The sequence below is a fragment of the Leifsonia sp. YAF41 genome (assembly GCF_052113185.1).
Taxonomy (GTDB): domain Bacteria; phylum Actinomycetota; class Actinomycetes; order Actinomycetales; family Microbacteriaceae; genus Cryobacterium.
In genome coordinates this window covers 81989-97027 of sequence record NZ_JBFRCS010000006.1, presented here as the reverse complement: position 1 = coordinate 97027, position 15039 = coordinate 81989, and the positions used below count along the sequence as shown (strand labels likewise).

Below are 15039 nucleotides of genomic sequence, written 5' to 3'. Positions count from 1 at the left end.
CGCCTCAGACGTCTTTTCTGCCCGTTATGGCCCGGAAAATGAAGAGAATCACGGCGATGACGGCCAGAACGATTCCCACCCAGAGTAGAAACTGCAGGGACTGCACGAAGCCGCCGGTGATGAGAAGCACAACGGCGACGACGACGATGATAATGAGCAAGAGATTCATGTCGAGTACCTTCCTTCATTCATACGACGAGTTCGCATTGCTGTTGAGAGGAGCAGTGCCAGGCTCCCATCCAATCACTGACCTGGCATTCCTGCCACTGAATGGGAAACGACGCTTCGCCCGTGTTCGCATCCGTTTCGAGCACTGCCTCAATGCCGAGGCCGAGAGTACATTCAGGCCCAGACGCGACGAATCGTGTGCTTTGGATCGGGTCAAAGAAGAGAAAAGAGGTGGAAGTCCGATGGATACAACTGCACTGGTGTGGATCATTGTCGGGGTCATCGTTCTACTCGTCATTGTGGGACTGATCCTCTACTTGGCAAACAGACGTAGCAGGGAACGGATGGAGCAACAGCGTGCTGCTGATCGACAAAAGGCCGCGGACTTGCGTGAGAATGCGGCGCAAGTCGAGTTGGACGCACGCGAGAACGAAGCACAGGCGGCGCGCGCGCAGGCCGACGCAGCGCAGGCCGAAATTGACGCGGAGCGGCTTCGCCGGGAGTCTGCGCTCTATGAGTCGGATGCGAACAAGCTTCGCGACGATTCGTCAGAGCAGGCTCGGCGTGCCGACGAAATCGACCCGCGTGCCGACGACGACCGCCCGAGTGGGAGTGCGGACGAGGCGCGCCCGGGCGACGGGCTTTAGTTCTGCGTACTGACCATTCGAACGGATTGTCAATCACTTGTCGAAGATCAATGCCTAGATCTATGTTCTTCAGAGGTCGAATACGCGACCAATATAAGCGACACACATTCGAGAGGGAGACGATCATGAGTGGCTCAGACAAAATCAAGAACGCAGCCCAGGATGCGACCGGCAAGGTGAAAGAGACTGCCGGCAAGGTCACGAAAAACGAAGATCTCGAAGCCGAGGGCAAGGCCGATCAGGTCGAAGCCGACCTCAAGCAAGCCGGCGAAAAGGTCAAGGACGCGTTCAAGGAATAGCGTGGGATCACCGGACGATGTGGCGAGCGAGTGACGGCGCCATCGTGCCCGCGACGACGGCTAGCGACCCTCGGTTCTGAACCTGCCGAGACCTGCCGATCAGGTACCGCTCTTCGGCACGCGGTCTTTCCCCGTCAAGTCGCTGATCTGCGCGAGAAGGTCGGCACGAATCATCTCGTGCCGACTTTCTTTCGCGTTCCGGCCCGCGCCTTCGACTCGAGCCGGTAGCCGACGGCTAAGCTGATCTCATGACGATGGTCAAGGAAGCGACCAACGCTCACCGTATTCAGCACCTGATCATCACTATCTTCGGGCTCTACGCCCGAAATGACGACGGTGCCCTCGCTGTCTCTGAACTCATTCGCCTGCTTTCCGAGTTGGGCGTCGAAGCGGCTGGCGTGCGGTCGTCGGTGTCCCGTCTCAAGCGCCGGGGCGTGCTGGACAGTGTCAAGAAGGGGCAGTCGGCCGCCTACCGGCTCTCACCGCGGCTCGACGAAGTCTTTCGTGCCGGCGACGAGCGCATCTTCGCACCGAAGAGGGCCCAGGCCGGAGACCCATGGATTCTCGCGTCGTTCTCGGTGCCGGAGAGTGAACGCCACTTGCGCCATCGCATCCGAAGCATTCTCACCCGGCTGGGCTGCGGTCAGGTGTCCCCTGGCTTGTGGATCGCGCCGGACACGATCGCCGAGGAACTCTCTCGCACTCTTGCCCGGGCCGAATTGATTGACTACGTCGAGCTGTTTCGCGCCACACATCTCACATCTGAGCACAATCGATCAACTGTCGCCCGGTGGTGGAATCTCACGGAGCTCGACGCTCTCTATCGTGACTTCCTGCTGCGATTTGCCGAGATGAGCGAGCGCTGGCCCGCTCACGATGAGCAGGCAGCGATGACGGATTTGACCCCGGACGCTGATGCGGAGTGTTCCGCGTTCGTCGACTACATCGAGTTGGTGACGGCGTGGCGCCGGTTGCCCTACCTGGACCCCGGGCTCCCGGCGGAGTATCTCCCGGAAGACTGGAGTGGGCTGACAGCAGAGGCGCTGTTCCTTCGACTCCACACGCGTCTCGGCGCGGCGGCCCGGCACCATGCCGACGGAATCCTTCACGCGATTCCTGCGAAGTAGGCCGAGCGGGAACAGGCCCTAGCGGGGTGCGTCGAGTACAGCGATTCCCTGAATCTCGATCAAGGCCTCTGGCTGCCAGAGACGTGTAACGCCGATTCCGGCCATCGCGGGATACTCGGTGCCGGCCATCTCGCGCCAGAGTCGGCCAATTTCCCGGCCGTTCGCCTGGTAGTCGTCGACGTCGGTGAGGTAGATCGTGACAGTGACCAGGTTGTCCGGCCGCCCGCCCGCTGCGGCAAGCGTCGCGAGCACATTTCCAAAAGCACAGACAAACTGCTCAATGATTCCACCGTCAACAATGGCGCCGTCTTTGTCCATGGCGGTCTGGCCGCCCAGGTAGACGACATTGTCGGCGAGAACGCCGTGGGCGAACCCACGCGGCTTGGACAGGGTTGTCGGGTTGATGATCTCGTGTGCCATGTGAATTCGCTTCTTCTCAAGGTGGGTGGGAGCGTGTTATATTGACACTACCTGACGGTCGCAAAATATGCGACATATTCAGAATGAGGTTGCAACGATGCTCCTGGCCACCATTTCCCCACCCGTGGGAATGCAGTCGACCCAACTCAGCCATGCCGCCGTACGCGGAGATGGCCAGTGGGTTCTGCTCGATGAAACGGATGTTTCCGCTCTCGTCTCCGCTGAAGGCTGGCAGGAATGGGTGGCTCGCCGTCTCGCCTCCGCAGGGGCGCACGAGCGGTATGACGAAGCCGACCTGACCTTTCTGAACCCGTTGCCTCGGCCGTCAAAAATCATTTGCTGCGGCCTCAACTATCGCGATCACATTGTCGAGACCGGGCGAGACGTTCCCGAGTACCCCACGCTCTTCGCCAAGTTCGCAGACACGTTGACGGGGCCAGAATCCACCATCACCGTACATTCCAGCACTCGCGTGGACTGGGAGGCCGAGCTTGCCGTCGTCGTCGGCCGGCGCCTGCATCGCGCCGACATCGACGAAGCGTACAGCGGCATCCTCGGCTACACGGTCGCCAACGACATTTCGATGCGCGACTGGCAGAGCCGCACTCTGCAGTGGTTTCAGGGCAAGGCGTTCGACGGCACGACTCCCCTCGGCCCCGTGATCGTGACCGCCGATTCCCTTGACCCGATTCAGGGACTTGATGTGAGCTGCCACGTGAACGAGCGACTCATGCAGAGCGGCAACACCCGCGAACTCGTCTTCGATGCCGCACGGCTGCTCTCCTATGTTTCCCAGTTCACCGCGCTGTCCCCCGGGGACGTGATCCTGAGCGGAACCCCGGGCGGAGTCGGCCTCGGCATGAACCCTCAACTTTTCCTCAGCGACGGTGATGTCGTCACGACCTCAATCGAGGGCATCKGCTCGCTCCGCAACACCATTCGTTTCGACCCCGCGTCGATGTCACCATCACCCACCTTTGAGAAGGGAACACAGAAATGAGCACCGAGGAACTACTGACGACCCCCGACGAAACACTGCGTTGGGACCGCGTGCCGCAGGTTACCCGCAGCGGCGAGGAAGACACACACACGATGTCATCCGGCGGATGCGTACGCGTTTCCGGGGTCGGCCCGCAGCACACCGAGGCAACCAAAATCTGGTTCGGGCAAGTGTCAAACGAGCCAGGGTACCGCTCCCTGCCGCACCATCACGGTGAAGCCGAGACCGGCGGCTACGTGCTGCGCGGAATCGCACGCATCTACTTCGGCGACAATTACTCCGAATATCTCGACATGAAAGCGGGTGACTGGGTTTTCGTTCCACCATTCATGCCGCACGTGGAGTGCAACATGTCTGTCACGGAGGAGCTGGTGTGGCTCACGACACGCACCCCGGACAACATTGTGGTCAATCTCGACGAGGTCGACGACTCCGTTCTCGTGGGCTTCCGCCGCGCATGACGGCRACCTCCGGCACATTCCTCGCCGCGGTGACGCTGCGTGAAGTGCCCGCCGAGCTGTACGACCGAGCGTTCATCGCGACGAGCCAGTATGTGCCGTGGCCCAAGGCGTACGGCGGGGACATGGTCGCGCAGGCAGCCTCGGCCGCCATGGCAACGGTCAGCGATGATCGTTCAGTGCACTCAATGCACAGCTATTTCCTGCGCCCGGTCGACATCGATGCTGAAGTTCGGTATGAAGTCGAAGTGGTCAGAGATGGCCGCGGATACTCCACCCGGCATGTGCGTGGAATGCAGAACGGAAAGGGCGTGTATCTCTGCATCGCGTCATTTCACGTCCAGGAGACGAGTGGCGAGTATCAGCCGACGATGCCGTCGGTTACTGCGCCTGACGACCTTCCCAGTTCCGCAGAACACCTGGTCGGGGTCGAGAGCGCAGCTGCTGACTACTGGTCCACCGGGCGAAGCTTCGACCACCGGCACGTGGATGGGCCGGTCTACCTCACGGTCGACGGCGAGCACACTCCGCACCAAGCCGTCTGGGTGAAGGCATTCGACCGTCTGGACGACGACCCGGCGCTTCATCGCGCGGCCATCGCCTACGTCTGCGACTACACCATCCTCGAACCGATGTTGCGCGTGCAGGGAATCGGTTGGGCAGAGCCGGGCCTCGTCACCGCCAGCCTCGATCACTCCATGTGGTTTCACCGCGAGGCGCGTGCCGACGAGTGGTTGCTCTATGTACAGGAACTCGGCTCGCTTCAGAACGGTCGAGGCCTCGGTATCGGCCGGTTCTTCGACCGCGCCGGACACCTGGTTGCCACCGTTGCCCAAGAAGGCATGATCCGACAGACAGAGGGGAAACACTGATGAACATCGAAAACGCCGCTCCCCTGGGCCTCTCGCCCTCCGCTCACGTCGACAGCTTCACCCGCGACCGCCTTCCACCCCGTGACACGTGGCCTACCTTCGAATTCACCCTTCCCGAGCTGCAGTACAAGGATCGGCTGAACGCCGCGGAAGAATTGATCGACGCTGGTGTCGCTCGATTCGGCTCCGATCGCATCGCGTTGTCGACTCCGGCCGGTGAGACCTGGACATACGGAGATCTGCAGCGTCGCTCCAACCAAGTCGCGCAGGTTCTGACGGAAGACTTCGCTGTTATTCCCGGAAATCGGGTGATGCTGCGATTTCCGAACTCACCGTGGGCAGTCGCAAGTTGGCTCGGAGTCCTGAAGGCGGGTGCCGTGGTGGTCACCACGATGACGGCCTGGCGCAAAGACGAGATCCGGGCGATTGTCGGCAAAACAGCACCCACCGTCATCCTCACCGACCATCGTTTTCTCGACGACCTCGAACAAGCCGCCATCACTGACGCTGACATCGTGATTGTCGGGGGTGAGCGCGACCAGCTCATCGCGGCATGCGAGGCGAAAAACGGGTTGTTCGAGGCCGTGAAAACGGCCGCCGACGATGTTGCGCTCCTCGGTCCCACATCAGGAACAACGGGCGTGCCCAAGGTCACCATGCATTTTCACCGCGACATCCTGGCGAACGCTGACACGTTCGCCCGACACATTCTTGAGATCGCTGCTGACGATGTGTGTGCGGGCAGCCCGCCGCTCGCTTTCACCTTCGGTCTCGGTGGGTTAGTGGTGTTTCCGCTGCGCTACGGTGCATCCACTTTGTTGACGGAACGCGCCACACCCGTGGAGCTCGCCGAGTTCGTTTCGACGCACGGCGTGACCGTGCTGTACACCGCACCCACCGCCTATCGCGCCATTCTGAAGGCCGACAAAGCGGAGCACTTGCGCGGACTGCGTGTCGCGGTGTCGGCCGGCGAGCATCTGCCGCGCGAGACATTCGAAGCGGTCGAGCAATCCACCGGTCTCCGCCTCGTCGATGGAATCGGTGCCACCGAAATGTTGCACGTGTTCATCTCTGCCGCCAACGGCGAGATTCGCCCCGGTGCAACCGGACGCGCTGTGCCCGGATACCGGGCGACCATTCTCGGAGACGACGGCACGGAACTGCCGGCGAATCAGCCTGGTCGCCTCGCAATTATTGGCCCGACCGGATGCCGGTACCTCGACGACGATCGCCAGTCCAACTATGTGGTCAACGGGTGGAATGTCACCGGTGACACCTACCAACGCGATGACGACGGCTATTTCACTTTTCAGGCTCGCTCGGACAGCATGATCGTCGCCGCCGGATACAACGTCGGCGCTCCCGAAGTGGAGGCAGTCATCGACCAGCATCCGGATGTCTTGGAGTGCGCGGTGATCGGACGTCCCGACGCTGAGAAGGGCATCATCATTGCGGCGTATGTCGTAGCGAAAGACGGTGTCACCACCGACGACGCATTGGCGGAGTCGATCAAGGCACTCGTCAAAGAGAATCTGGCCATCTACAAATGCCCCCGGCGTGTGGATTTCGTCGATTCGCTCCCCCGCAATCCGAGCGGCAAGCTTCAACATTTTCGGTTGCGCGAGCGCGCCGCGGCGGAAGCCGCTGCTGAGCTCCTGGCCATCCACTCAACGACAAACGAGCACGAAGGACTACTCACGTGAGAATCGCGATTATCGGCGGAGGACCCGGCGGGCTCTACTTCGCAGCCCTGATGAAACAGCTCGATGCGGGCCACGATGTGACGGTGTGGGAGCGCAATGCTGCCGACGACACATTCGGCTTCGGTGTCGTCTTCAGCGACGAGACCCTGGGAGGTATCGGCAATGCCGACCCCGTGATCGCGCAGCAGATGAGTGAACGATTCGCCCGCTGGACCGATATCGACATCGATTTCGACGGCCAGAAACACACCATCGGCGGGCAGGGTTTCGCGGCGATGAGCCGCAAGGAGCTCCTCCAGCTCCTGCAAGAGCGCTGCGCCGACTTGGGCGTGACCGTGCTCTACAAGACCCTGGCTCCCGACACCGAAGAGCTCATGCGCGACTACGACCTCGTGCTTGCTTCCGACGGGATCAACTCGGCTACCCGCGCTCGGTATGCCGAAAGCTTTCGTCCCTCACTTGACATGCGCCGGTCGAAGTTCATGTGGCTCGGCACCGATCGAGTGTTCGAGGCCTTCACCTTCGTGATCAAGAAGACCCCGCACGGGGTGATGCAGATTCACGGCTACCCCTATTCAGACACCGGCAGCACCTTCATCGTCGAGATGCACGAGGATGTCTGGCGCTCGGCCGGACTTGATGCGAACGAAGCACTCGTGCTTCCGCCCGGTGTCAGCGATGAAGAGTCAATCGCAGCCATTTCCGAGATCTTTGCCGAGGAGCTGGATGGGCACGAGATCTTCGCGAATAACTCGAAGTGGATCAACTTCACGACGGTGCGCAATGAGAACTGGCGCCATCGTAATCTGGCGCTGCTCGGTGACGCTGCGCACACTGCGCATTTCTCGATCGGCTCCGGCACCAAGCTGGCCATGGAAGATTCGCTCGCACTTGCCGCCTGCCTGCACGAGCATTCCAGCGTCGACGAAGCGCTCGCGGCCTATGAGGCCGAACGGCGACCCGTGGTCGCGTCGACCCAGCGCGCTGCACAGGCATCCTTGGAGTGGTTCGAGAACATCGGCCAGTATGCCGATCAGGACGCCCTCGAGTTCAGTTTCAATCTACTCACGCGCAGCCGCCGAATCACCCTCGAGAATCTGGCCTTGCGCGATCCCGAGTTCGCCGAGCTGGTGTCCACGGACTTCGCCGAGCGGTCGGGCAGTCAGCTGAAGGCGCCCGCGATGTTCCAGCCGCACCGGATCGGGCAGCTCGAGCTCCCGAACCGTATCGTCGTCTCCCCCATGGACATGTACTCCGCAGTCGACGGCCAGCCCGGGGACTTTCACCTGATGCACCTCGGCAGCAAAGCGGCGGGTGGCGCCGGCCTCGTCATGACCGAAATGGTGTGCGTTTCGGCGAACGGGCGCATCACGCCGGGGTGCACAGGACTCTACGATGACGCCCACACGACGGGCTGGCGACGCATCACCGACTTCGTACACGGCACCACGTCGTCGAAGATCGGTGTGCAACTCGGACATTCCGGACGCAAGGGCGCCACCAAACTCATGTGGGAGGGCCTCGATGATCCGCTGGACGAGGGCGGATGGGAAACCGTCGGGCCTTCCGCGATCGCCTACGGAGAGGCATCCCATCTTCCCCGTGCCATCACGAGGGCCGAAATGGACCAGATTCGCGCCGAGCACGTTGCGGCCGCGCTGCGTGCCGACGCGGCAGGTTTCGACCTCGTCGAGTTGCATGCCGCCCACGGCTATCTGTTGTCGTCGTTCCTCTCCCCGATTTCGAACCAGCGCGACGATGAGTATGGCGGTTCCTTGGAAAACCGACTGCGGTACCCGCTGGAAGTGTTCGATGCAGTGCGCGCCGCCTGGCCGGCTGACAAGCCGATGCTCGTTCGAATTTCGGCCCACGACTGGATTGCCGGCGGCAACACCGACGACGATGCGGTTGAAATTGCGGCGGCATTCATTGCGCATGGCGCAGACGGAATCGATGTGTCGTCGGGGCAGATCGCACAGGAGGAGAAACCGGCATTCGGCCGCAGCTACCAGACGCCCTTCGCTGATCGCCTGCGCAACCGAGTCGCGAACAAGAGTGGAGTTACCGTGATCGCTGTCGGCGCCATCTCGTCCTACGACGACGTCAACTCGATCCTCCTGGCCGGTCGCGCCGATCTCGTGGCTCTCGGCCGCACTCACCTCTGGGACGCCAACTGGACCCTCCATGCTGCGGCAGACCAGGGGTATCGTGGCCCGGGCGCCACCTGGATCAAGCAGTTCGCGGCGGGATCGCGCAAACCTCCAACTGCCCGAACCGACGCCGTGCGGCCTCGACTCTCACTGCTCAAGCAAGATCTCGCGGAGCCGAGCAACTTGCACTTGCGCTGGATGCCCGTTGTGCGCGCTGACGCTCACCTGACGAGTGTCGCTGTCCCGACAATTCCGCTGGAACCAGTCGGTGCACCGGAACCGGTCGAAGCGCAGGCTCGTCTCTGAACGTCGTGAAGGAGTTGCCAAGACGCTCGACACTTCGGTGCGCGCTGTGCCGATCCCGATCACTGAATTACTGCCAGGGTTCCGATCACGAGCGGAACCAGGACGATGAGAAGGAGCAACGCCACCGCACTGCTGGTCACGATCGGATGGCGTTCCCAGACATCGAGATTGCGGCCGTGCGATCGCCTCAATTGCGACCACGACAGTGGTGTCTCGTTTCGGTGGATCGGCACAGCGTAGAAGTTGATCATGTCGGTCAAATCAGCCCGATCCCACATCTGGCTCCGGAACCGGAGAAGGGTACGCCCGCCGGCATCGAGAAAGAAGACGTGCTCCACGCTTTCGTCACTGTAGGAGTTGCGCACGCTCATCACGACGACGGATATGACTGCCTCAACCGGTGTGAACACCATCCGGCTGAAATACTCGCGCTCCCTGATTCCGTCAGAGGCGAGCGTGACTCCCGCGCCCCACAACCGATATGCCGCAATGGTGAACAGCAGGAGAAGCACGACGTGAGCGATAACAAAAGGAAGCCAGCGCCCCGTAGGAATGACGATCACGTAAAGCGATAAGAAGACGGGAACGGTGAACATCATGCAGGCGAGCGAGGCATGTCGCCACAGCTTGCGCCGAGGTCGGAACAGCACGAACGGGACGCCCTGCGGCGGTGTCAGTCGATCGGTCAACCGATGCGCCCTTCCCCCCTGAAGATCCCTCTGAATGAGCTGCACCCGACTCCGCCGGATGCCAGCCACACCGGGTCGCTCGAGAGTCGCCCCCCAAACTCCCCAGCGCTGGCCTCGATCCTATCGAGTCGTCGGCGTCTCGCAGGGCAAGCACGCAGTACCGTGTCTTGAGGCGTAGATTGTGGGCGGACGACGTCGCTGTGCAACCGAGCGCGACCACTACCGGAACCGATGACGCAGAGTGAGTTCTGCAGGATGAAGGCCCGCATGAACGGTTCGATCACTCGGATGTCCCCTGACGAGTTGCAACTGATCAATCAGTACTGGAACGCGGCAAACTACCTCACGGTGGCGCAGATCTATCTCCAGGAGAACGCGCTGCTGCGCGAACCTCTCACGGCGGAGCAGATCAAGCCGCGCCTGCTCGGCCATTGGGGCACGAGTCCCGGGCTGTCGCTGATCTACGTGCACCTCAACCGCCTGATCCAACGCACCGGTGCGCAGGTGCTCTACGTCGCGGGGCCCGGACACGGTGGGCCGGCGATCGTCGCGAACGTCTACCTCGAGGGAACGTACTCCGAGATCTATCCGGAGGTCAGCAAGGATGCAGCAGGACTGCGCCGTCTGATCCGCCAGTTCTCGACCCCTGGCGGCATCCCGAGTCATGTCGGACCGCAAACTCCCGGTTCGATCCACGAGGGCGGCGAGTTGGGCTATTCGTTGGCGCATGCGACGGGCGCGGCACTGGACAACCCCGATCTGATTGTCGCTTGTGTGGTCGGCGATGGTGAGGCCGAAACCGGGCCGCTCGCCGCGTCGTGGAAGGCTCCCGCTTTTCTCAACCCCGCGCATGACGGCGCGGTGCTTCCCATTCTTCATCTCAACGGGCACAAGATCTCGGGACCGACCGTGCTCGGCCGTCAATCGGATTCCGACGTCGCCGCGCTGCTGGCCGCCCACGGATGGAATCCGTTCATCGTGGCCGGCGACGATCCGCTGGTCGTGCATGCCGAGTTCGCCGTGGCTCTCGAGCGGGCCTACACGGAGATCCGCGGGATTCAGGCGCAGGCGCGTGAGCACGGCGCATCCGGTCCTGAGCGGTGGCCGGCGATCATCCTGCGCACGCCGAAAGGGTGGACGGGCCCGTCGAAAGTGGACGGCGTGCAGGTGGAGGGCACATTTCGCTCGCATCAGGTTCCCCTCTCCGGGGTGAGAGAGAATCCTGAACACCTGGCACAACTGGAGGCATGGCTGCGCTCGTATGAGCCGGAGTCCTTGTTCGACAGCTCAGGTCGCCTCGTCCCCGAACTCGAAGCACTCGCACCCCGCGGCGTGCTGCGGATGGGCGCGAGCCCCTTCGCAAACGGTGGCCCCGACGTGGCCGATCTCGTGCTGCCGCCGATCGACGACTATGCCGTCACAGTCGGCACCCCCGGTTCCACCAAGCATGAAAGCACGCGCCCCCTCGGCGAGCTTCTGCGCGACATCTACTCCGAGACGGCAACCGATCCGCGATTCAGACTCTTCTGCCCCGACGAAACCAATAGCAACCGCCTGGGCGCCGTATTCGAGGTCACCGACCGCGCGCTGATGGAGTCAGCTGAGGATGGCGGCGAGAAGATCTCACCGGAGGGGCGGGTGATGGAGGTGCTCTCGGAGCATCTCTGCCAGGGCTGGCTGGAAGGCTACCTGCTGACCGGGCGGCACGGTCTCTTCGCCACCTACGAGGCATTCGCGATGGTCAGCGCCTCCATGACCGTGCAGCATGCGAAATGGTTGCAACATGCCCAGGAACTCCCCTGGCGGAGGCCGGTTCCGAGCCTCAACATCCTGCTCACATCGACCTGTTGGCGCAACGATCACAACGGCTTCAGTCACCAAGGTCCGGGCCTGATCGATACCGCTCTCTCGTTGTCAGGGTCGGTCGTGCGGGTCTACCTGCCGCCGGACGCGAACACTTTGCTGGCGGCGGCCGCGCATGTGCTCGAAAGTCGCAACTACGTGAACCTGCTCGTCGTCGACAAGCAGTCGCATCCTCAATATTTGTCGATCGAGGCGGCGCGGGCGCATGCTGCGGCGGGAGCGTCGATCTGGGAGTGGGCCGGCAACGAAGCAGCAAGCGAGGCCGGCGAAAACGAGACGGCCGAGCACCATCCGACTGAGCCCGATATCGTGCTGGCGTGCGCCGGAGATGTACCGACAGAAGAGACGTTGGCCGCTGCCTGGCTGCTCCAACGCTACGTGCCCGACCTGACAGTGCGGGTGGTCAACGTCATGGACTTGCTCGTGCTCCCCCCACGCGACGTGCATCCGCACGGACTCGCCGACGAAGCCTTCCGGCGGCTCTTCACCGCCGACCGCGATGTCGTTGTCGCCTGGCACGGATACGCGCGGGCCTTCCACCAGCTGCTCCACGGCAGGCCGGGCCCCGAGCGCTTTCACGTGCGCGGATACAACGAACAGGGCACGACGACAACGCCGTTCGACATGGTGGTGGTCAACCGGATGAGCAGATACCACCTAGCTCTGGAGGCACTCCACCGCGTGTCAGGTCAGTTCGACGGCGCTGCAGTTCTCGTCGAGCATTGTGAACGGATGCTCGCTCTGCACCACGACTACATCCGGGAGCATCTTGAAGATCTGCCTGCAATTCGAGACTGGGTCTGGACCCCACCCGACGCCTAGCTGTTGGTTCGGCACCTCACCGACGTTCGGCGTCAGCTGGAATGACTGGCTCGCCCCGCCGGGTTCGCACTGGGCGGTGCCGACGGCGCACGTCGTCGGCGATTGAGGCGTATGTTGTGCCCCGAACGATGTCGCTCCTAGACCCCGCAGGTGTGGGAGAAACAGGAAGCCTCGGAGGCACGCATGCTGAATACACTGGAGCTTTTGCAGACGACCGAGGGCCCCGGGCTCTTGCTCACCTGGGGGCCATTTGCCATTCAGATCGGCAATCTCATCGTCATCACCGTCATGATCGTGTTGTTCGTTCTCGCCCTACTGCTGCCGTTTCCAAATGGACGGCGACGCAAATGAGCACTCGCGGAAGCCCGTCACCGGACAGTCCAGAGGACGACGACGACGCGAGCACCTGGACGGGAACCATCCGTCGGTGGCTTCTCCGCCGGCTTCCACCCGACAAGCTCTTGCCCGACGATCAGCCGAGTTACGTCGCTTCGTGGATCTATGTCTTTGGCATGGCAACCATCGCCGCACTCGTCGTCATCATCGTCTCCGGCCTTGTACTGAGCCTGAACGGACCGCAGTGGTACCACCTTTCGGGTCTCGGCCATTTCGTCAACAGCGCCCATCTCTGGAGCGTTGAGCTGTTCTTCCTCTTCATGGTGGTTCACCTCTGGGGCAAGTTCTGGATGGCCGCCTGGCGAGGAGGACGCACCCTGACCTGGATCACGGGGGTGCTGTCCTTTCTGGTCTCAATCGTCGCCGCCTTCACCGGCTACCTTCTGCAGACAAACTTTGATGGTCAGTGGATTGCCTTCGAGGCGAAGGATGCGCTCAACGCCACGGGGATCGGTGCATGGTTCAACGTCGCGAACTTGGGACAGATCTTCATGTGGCACATCACCTTGCTGCCGCTCGCTGTGGCCGCAATCGTTGCGCTGCATGTCGTCCTCGTGCGCATGCACGGGGTGGTACCGCCCCTTGATGCGGCGGAAACCGACAGCCAGCTCCAGCCTCCCGATCCTGCTCTCTCCGATCCTGCTCCCTCCGAAACGGATGGTGGCCGCCCATGACTACGACTCCCCCCACGATGTCGGGACGCAAACGCAATGACCTCGCCAGCAGGCCGTGGCAGGGATCGGTGCGCCGATATGACCTCTTCAAAGAACTCCTCATCGGGCTCATTGTTGTCGGGGTGCTCACACTCGGACTGTCCGCCTTTTTGGGGTCCCCTGACGATTCACCCGTGACATTCCGCGAGTGGGCGAACTCCGCCCCCGCTGACTTCATCGCCACAGCCACCGCGGAGCTCGGTGGCACGAGTGAAACGGCGATGTACGGGCCCCCGTACAACTCAACACCGGACGCCACACAAACCCTCGGGCCGATTGATCTGCAGGGCATGTCCGGGGTGCGCATTCCCATCGACACAGCAAACGACTTCGTCATCGAGCCGTTGAGCACCTTACCTTCGCCGCCTGCCGCCATTCAGGTCTGGACTGCTGCCACGGATGCGCAGCGCACGACGTGGACCGCGGCATACACGGCGGCCCTGACCGCCGCGCCCGGCAACGACCCCTCGCGTGTTCAGAGCGGGAAGTATGGTCCGGTGCCAACGCTCACTCACGACTTACTGTTGATGGCCGGCAACGGCGCACTCGACAATGTGATCCAGGCGCCTGGCCAGTTTTACAATATGGACTACACCCGAGGAATTCTCTTCCTGGGTGATGGGGCCTACTTCCCTGGTTTGGCTGAAGCCCAACATCTCAGCGGCGAGCAGTGGGGAGTGATGAACGAGACGGGAAGCTATCCCGGCCAATCCTGGCTGTGGCTGTTCTCGTTCTGGTATCAGATCGAACCATTCTCGTCTGCGCCCAACGCCGACCTGTTGGTGGTTGTGATCATGCTCGTGCTCTCGGTCGCTCTCATGCTGGTGCCGTTCATCCCTGGCTTGAGATCGTTGCCGAAGTGGATACCCCTCCATCGCTTGGTATGGCGCGATTATTACCGGCGCCGATGAAACTCGGGGATCGTGTTCTAACGGACGAAGTGGGACGATGAAGACATGGACATCGACGATGTAAAACCGATCGAGTATCTCGACGACGACGCCTGCTGGGAGCTTCTCCTCTCTGCAAGCCTGGGTCGCCTGGCCATGAGTGTCGGCAACGAACCCGACATTTTTCCGGTGAACTTCGTGGCCGCAGACGGACGGCTCTTCTTCCGCACCGCGGAGGGTTCGAAATTGCTGGAACTCACGGTCAACGACCACGTTGCTTTCGAAACCGACGGAGTCGGACGCGAGCAAGCGTGGAGCGTCGTTCTTAAGGGCACCGCGCGAATTCTTGAAAAACGCGCTGAGATCGATGCGGCTGAGGAACTACCCCTGCATCCGCTCATTCCCACGCTCAAGTACATCTACGTCGAGATCACCCCCCGTGAGTTCTCAGGTCGTCGTTTCACGCTGGGGCCCGAACCCGAACGGTTCTAGACCTCACGTCCCGCCAACGCCTGA

The 15039-nt window shown here is 62.0% G+C and carries 16 protein-coding genes; 13 read left to right on the top strand and 3 right to left on the bottom strand.

Annotated features, from left to right (window positions below; genetic code table 11):
* Nucleotides 1–4: 4 nt before the first annotated feature.
* Nucleotides 5–169 carry a hypothetical protein gene (locus AB4Y63_RS07340; protein WP_441790395.1) on the bottom strand — a complete coding sequence of 55 codons (165 nt, stop codon included), beginning with the start codon at nt 167–169 and terminating at the stop codon, nt 5–7.
* Between the two features lie 241 nt (nt 170–410).
* On the opposite strand from AB4Y63_RS07340, the gene AB4Y63_RS07335 reads away from it, so the two are divergent.
* From AB4Y63_RS07335 to AB4Y63_RS07325, 3 genes are all read left to right on the top strand, one after another.
* On the top strand, nt 411–815 hold the full coding sequence (locus AB4Y63_RS07335) for a hypothetical protein (RefSeq protein ID WP_441790394.1): 405 nt from the start codon (nt 411–413) through the stop codon (nt 813–815).
* Between the two features lie 125 nt (nt 816–940).
* Nucleotides 941–1114, top strand: coding sequence for a CsbD family protein (locus tag AB4Y63_RS07330; RefSeq protein WP_441790393.1), 174 nt, complete (start codon nt 941–943; stop codon nt 1112–1114).
* 248 nt (nt 1115–1362) lie between these two features.
* Nucleotides 1363–2241 (top strand): PaaX family transcriptional regulator, encoded by an 879-nt coding sequence (locus AB4Y63_RS07325; protein WP_441790392.1) that lies wholly within the window; start codon nt 1363–1365, stop codon nt 2239–2241.
* Between the two features lie 18 nt (nt 2242–2259).
* Here the strand turns inward: AB4Y63_RS07325 and AB4Y63_RS07320 are convergent, their stop codons facing one another.
* On the bottom strand, nt 2260–2661 hold the full coding sequence (locus AB4Y63_RS07320; RefSeq protein ID WP_441790391.1) for a RidA family protein: 402 nt from the start codon (nt 2659–2661) through the stop codon (nt 2260–2262).
* Between the two features lie 97 nt (nt 2662–2758).
* On the opposite strand from AB4Y63_RS07320, the gene AB4Y63_RS07315 reads away from it, so the two are divergent.
* The 5 genes from AB4Y63_RS07315 to AB4Y63_RS07295 are packed head-to-tail and all read left to right on the top strand — an operon-like array spanning nt 2759 to nt 9150.
* Nucleotides 2759–3661: a fumarylacetoacetate hydrolase family protein gene (locus AB4Y63_RS07315; protein ID WP_441790390.1), complete on the top strand. Its 903-nt coding sequence runs from the start codon at nt 2759–2761 to the stop codon at nt 3659–3661.
* The gene (locus tag AB4Y63_RS07310) at nt 3658–4122 is read left to right on the top strand and encodes a cupin domain-containing protein (protein WP_441790389.1); all 465 of its coding nucleotides are present in this window, start codon (nt 3658–3660) and stop codon (nt 4120–4122) included. The genes AB4Y63_RS07315 and AB4Y63_RS07310 overlap by 4 nt, the downstream gene beginning before the upstream one ends.
* Entirely contained in the window at nt 4119–4991 is an 873-nt protein-coding gene (locus AB4Y63_RS07305; protein WP_441790388.1) for an acyl-CoA thioesterase, read from the top strand. Before AB4Y63_RS07310 ends, AB4Y63_RS07305 begins: the two co-directional genes overlap by 4 nt.
* Nucleotides 4991–6694, top strand: a complete 1704-nt coding sequence (locus AB4Y63_RS07300) for an AMP-binding protein (protein WP_441790387.1) — start codon at nt 4991–4993, stop codon at nt 6692–6694. Before AB4Y63_RS07305 ends, AB4Y63_RS07300 begins: the two co-directional genes overlap by 1 nt.
* Entirely contained in the window at nt 6691–9150 is a 2460-nt protein-coding gene (locus AB4Y63_RS07295; RefSeq protein WP_441790386.1) for a bifunctional salicylyl-CoA 5-hydroxylase/oxidoreductase, read from the top strand. The genes AB4Y63_RS07300 and AB4Y63_RS07295 overlap by 4 nt, the downstream gene beginning before the upstream one ends.
* Nucleotides 9151–9209: 59 nt before the next feature.
* Here the strand turns inward: AB4Y63_RS07295 and AB4Y63_RS07290 are convergent, their stop codons facing one another.
* Entirely contained in the window at nt 9210–9839 is a 630-nt protein-coding gene (locus tag AB4Y63_RS07290; RefSeq protein WP_441790385.1) for a hypothetical protein, read from the bottom strand.
* Between the two features lie 267 nt (nt 9840–10106).
* Here AB4Y63_RS07290 and AB4Y63_RS07285 point away from each other — a divergent pair, with 267 nt between their 5' ends.
* From AB4Y63_RS07285 to AB4Y63_RS07265, 5 genes are all read left to right on the top strand, one after another.
* Nucleotides 10107–12524, top strand: a complete 2418-nt coding sequence (locus tag AB4Y63_RS07285; protein WP_441790384.1) for a phosphoketolase family protein — start codon at nt 10107–10109, stop codon at nt 12522–12524.
* A 183-nt stretch (nt 12525–12707) separates the two neighbouring features.
* Nucleotides 12708–12875 (top strand): hypothetical protein, encoded by a 168-nt coding sequence (locus AB4Y63_RS07280; RefSeq protein ID WP_441790383.1) that lies wholly within the window; start codon nt 12708–12710, stop codon nt 12873–12875.
* Nucleotides 12872–13594, top strand: coding sequence for a cytochrome b N-terminal domain-containing protein (locus AB4Y63_RS07275; protein WP_441790382.1), 723 nt, complete (start codon nt 12872–12874; stop codon nt 13592–13594). The genes AB4Y63_RS07280 and AB4Y63_RS07275 overlap by 4 nt, the downstream gene beginning before the upstream one ends.
* Entirely contained in the window at nt 13591–14544 is a 954-nt protein-coding gene (locus AB4Y63_RS07270) for a hypothetical protein (protein ID WP_441790381.1), read from the top strand. Before AB4Y63_RS07275 ends, AB4Y63_RS07270 begins: the two co-directional genes overlap by 4 nt.
* Before the next feature lie 45 nt (nt 14545–14589).
* Complete coding sequence (locus AB4Y63_RS07265) at nt 14590–15015, top strand: pyridoxamine 5'-phosphate oxidase family protein (RefSeq protein ID WP_441790380.1); 426 nt, start codon at nt 14590–14592, stop codon at nt 15013–15015.
* Nucleotides 15016–15039 lie beyond the last annotated feature (24 nt).

Coding starts and splice junctions, on each gene's coding strand:
- AB4Y63_RS07340 (WP_441790395.1), bottom strand. CDS start 169: ATGAATCTCTTGCTCATTATCATCGTCGTCGTCGCCGTTGTGCTTCTC.
- AB4Y63_RS07335 (WP_441790394.1), top strand. CDS start 411: ATGGATACAACTGCACTGGTGTGGATCATTGTCGGGGTCATCGTTCTA.
- AB4Y63_RS07330 (WP_441790393.1), top strand. CDS start 941: ATGAGTGGCTCAGACAAAATCAAGAACGCAGCCCAGGATGCGACCGGC.
- AB4Y63_RS07325 (WP_441790392.1), top strand. CDS start 1,363: ATGACGATGGTCAAGGAAGCGACCAACGCTCACCGTATTCAGCACCTG.
- AB4Y63_RS07320 (WP_441790391.1), bottom strand. CDS start 2,661: ATGGCACACGAGATCATCAACCCGACAACCCTGTCCAAGCCGCGTGGG.
- AB4Y63_RS07310 (WP_441790389.1), top strand. CDS start 3,658: ATGAGCACCGAGGAACTACTGACGACCCCCGACGAAACACTGCGTTGG.
- AB4Y63_RS07300 (WP_441790387.1), top strand. CDS start 4,991: ATGAACATCGAAAACGCCGCTCCCCTGGGCCTCTCGCCCTCCGCTCAC.
- AB4Y63_RS07285 (WP_441790384.1), top strand. CDS start 10,107: ATGAACGGTTCGATCACTCGGATGTCCCCTGACGAGTTGCAACTGATC.
- AB4Y63_RS07280 (WP_441790383.1), top strand. CDS start 12,708: ATGCTGAATACACTGGAGCTTTTGCAGACGACCGAGGGCCCCGGGCTC.
- AB4Y63_RS07275 (WP_441790382.1), top strand. CDS start 12,872: ATGAGCACTCGCGGAAGCCCGTCACCGGACAGTCCAGAGGACGACGAC.
- AB4Y63_RS07270 (WP_441790381.1), top strand. CDS start 13,591: ATGACTACGACTCCCCCCACGATGTCGGGACGCAAACGCAATGACCTC.
- AB4Y63_RS07265 (WP_441790380.1), top strand. CDS start 14,590: ATGGACATCGACGATGTAAAACCGATCGAGTATCTCGACGACGACGCC.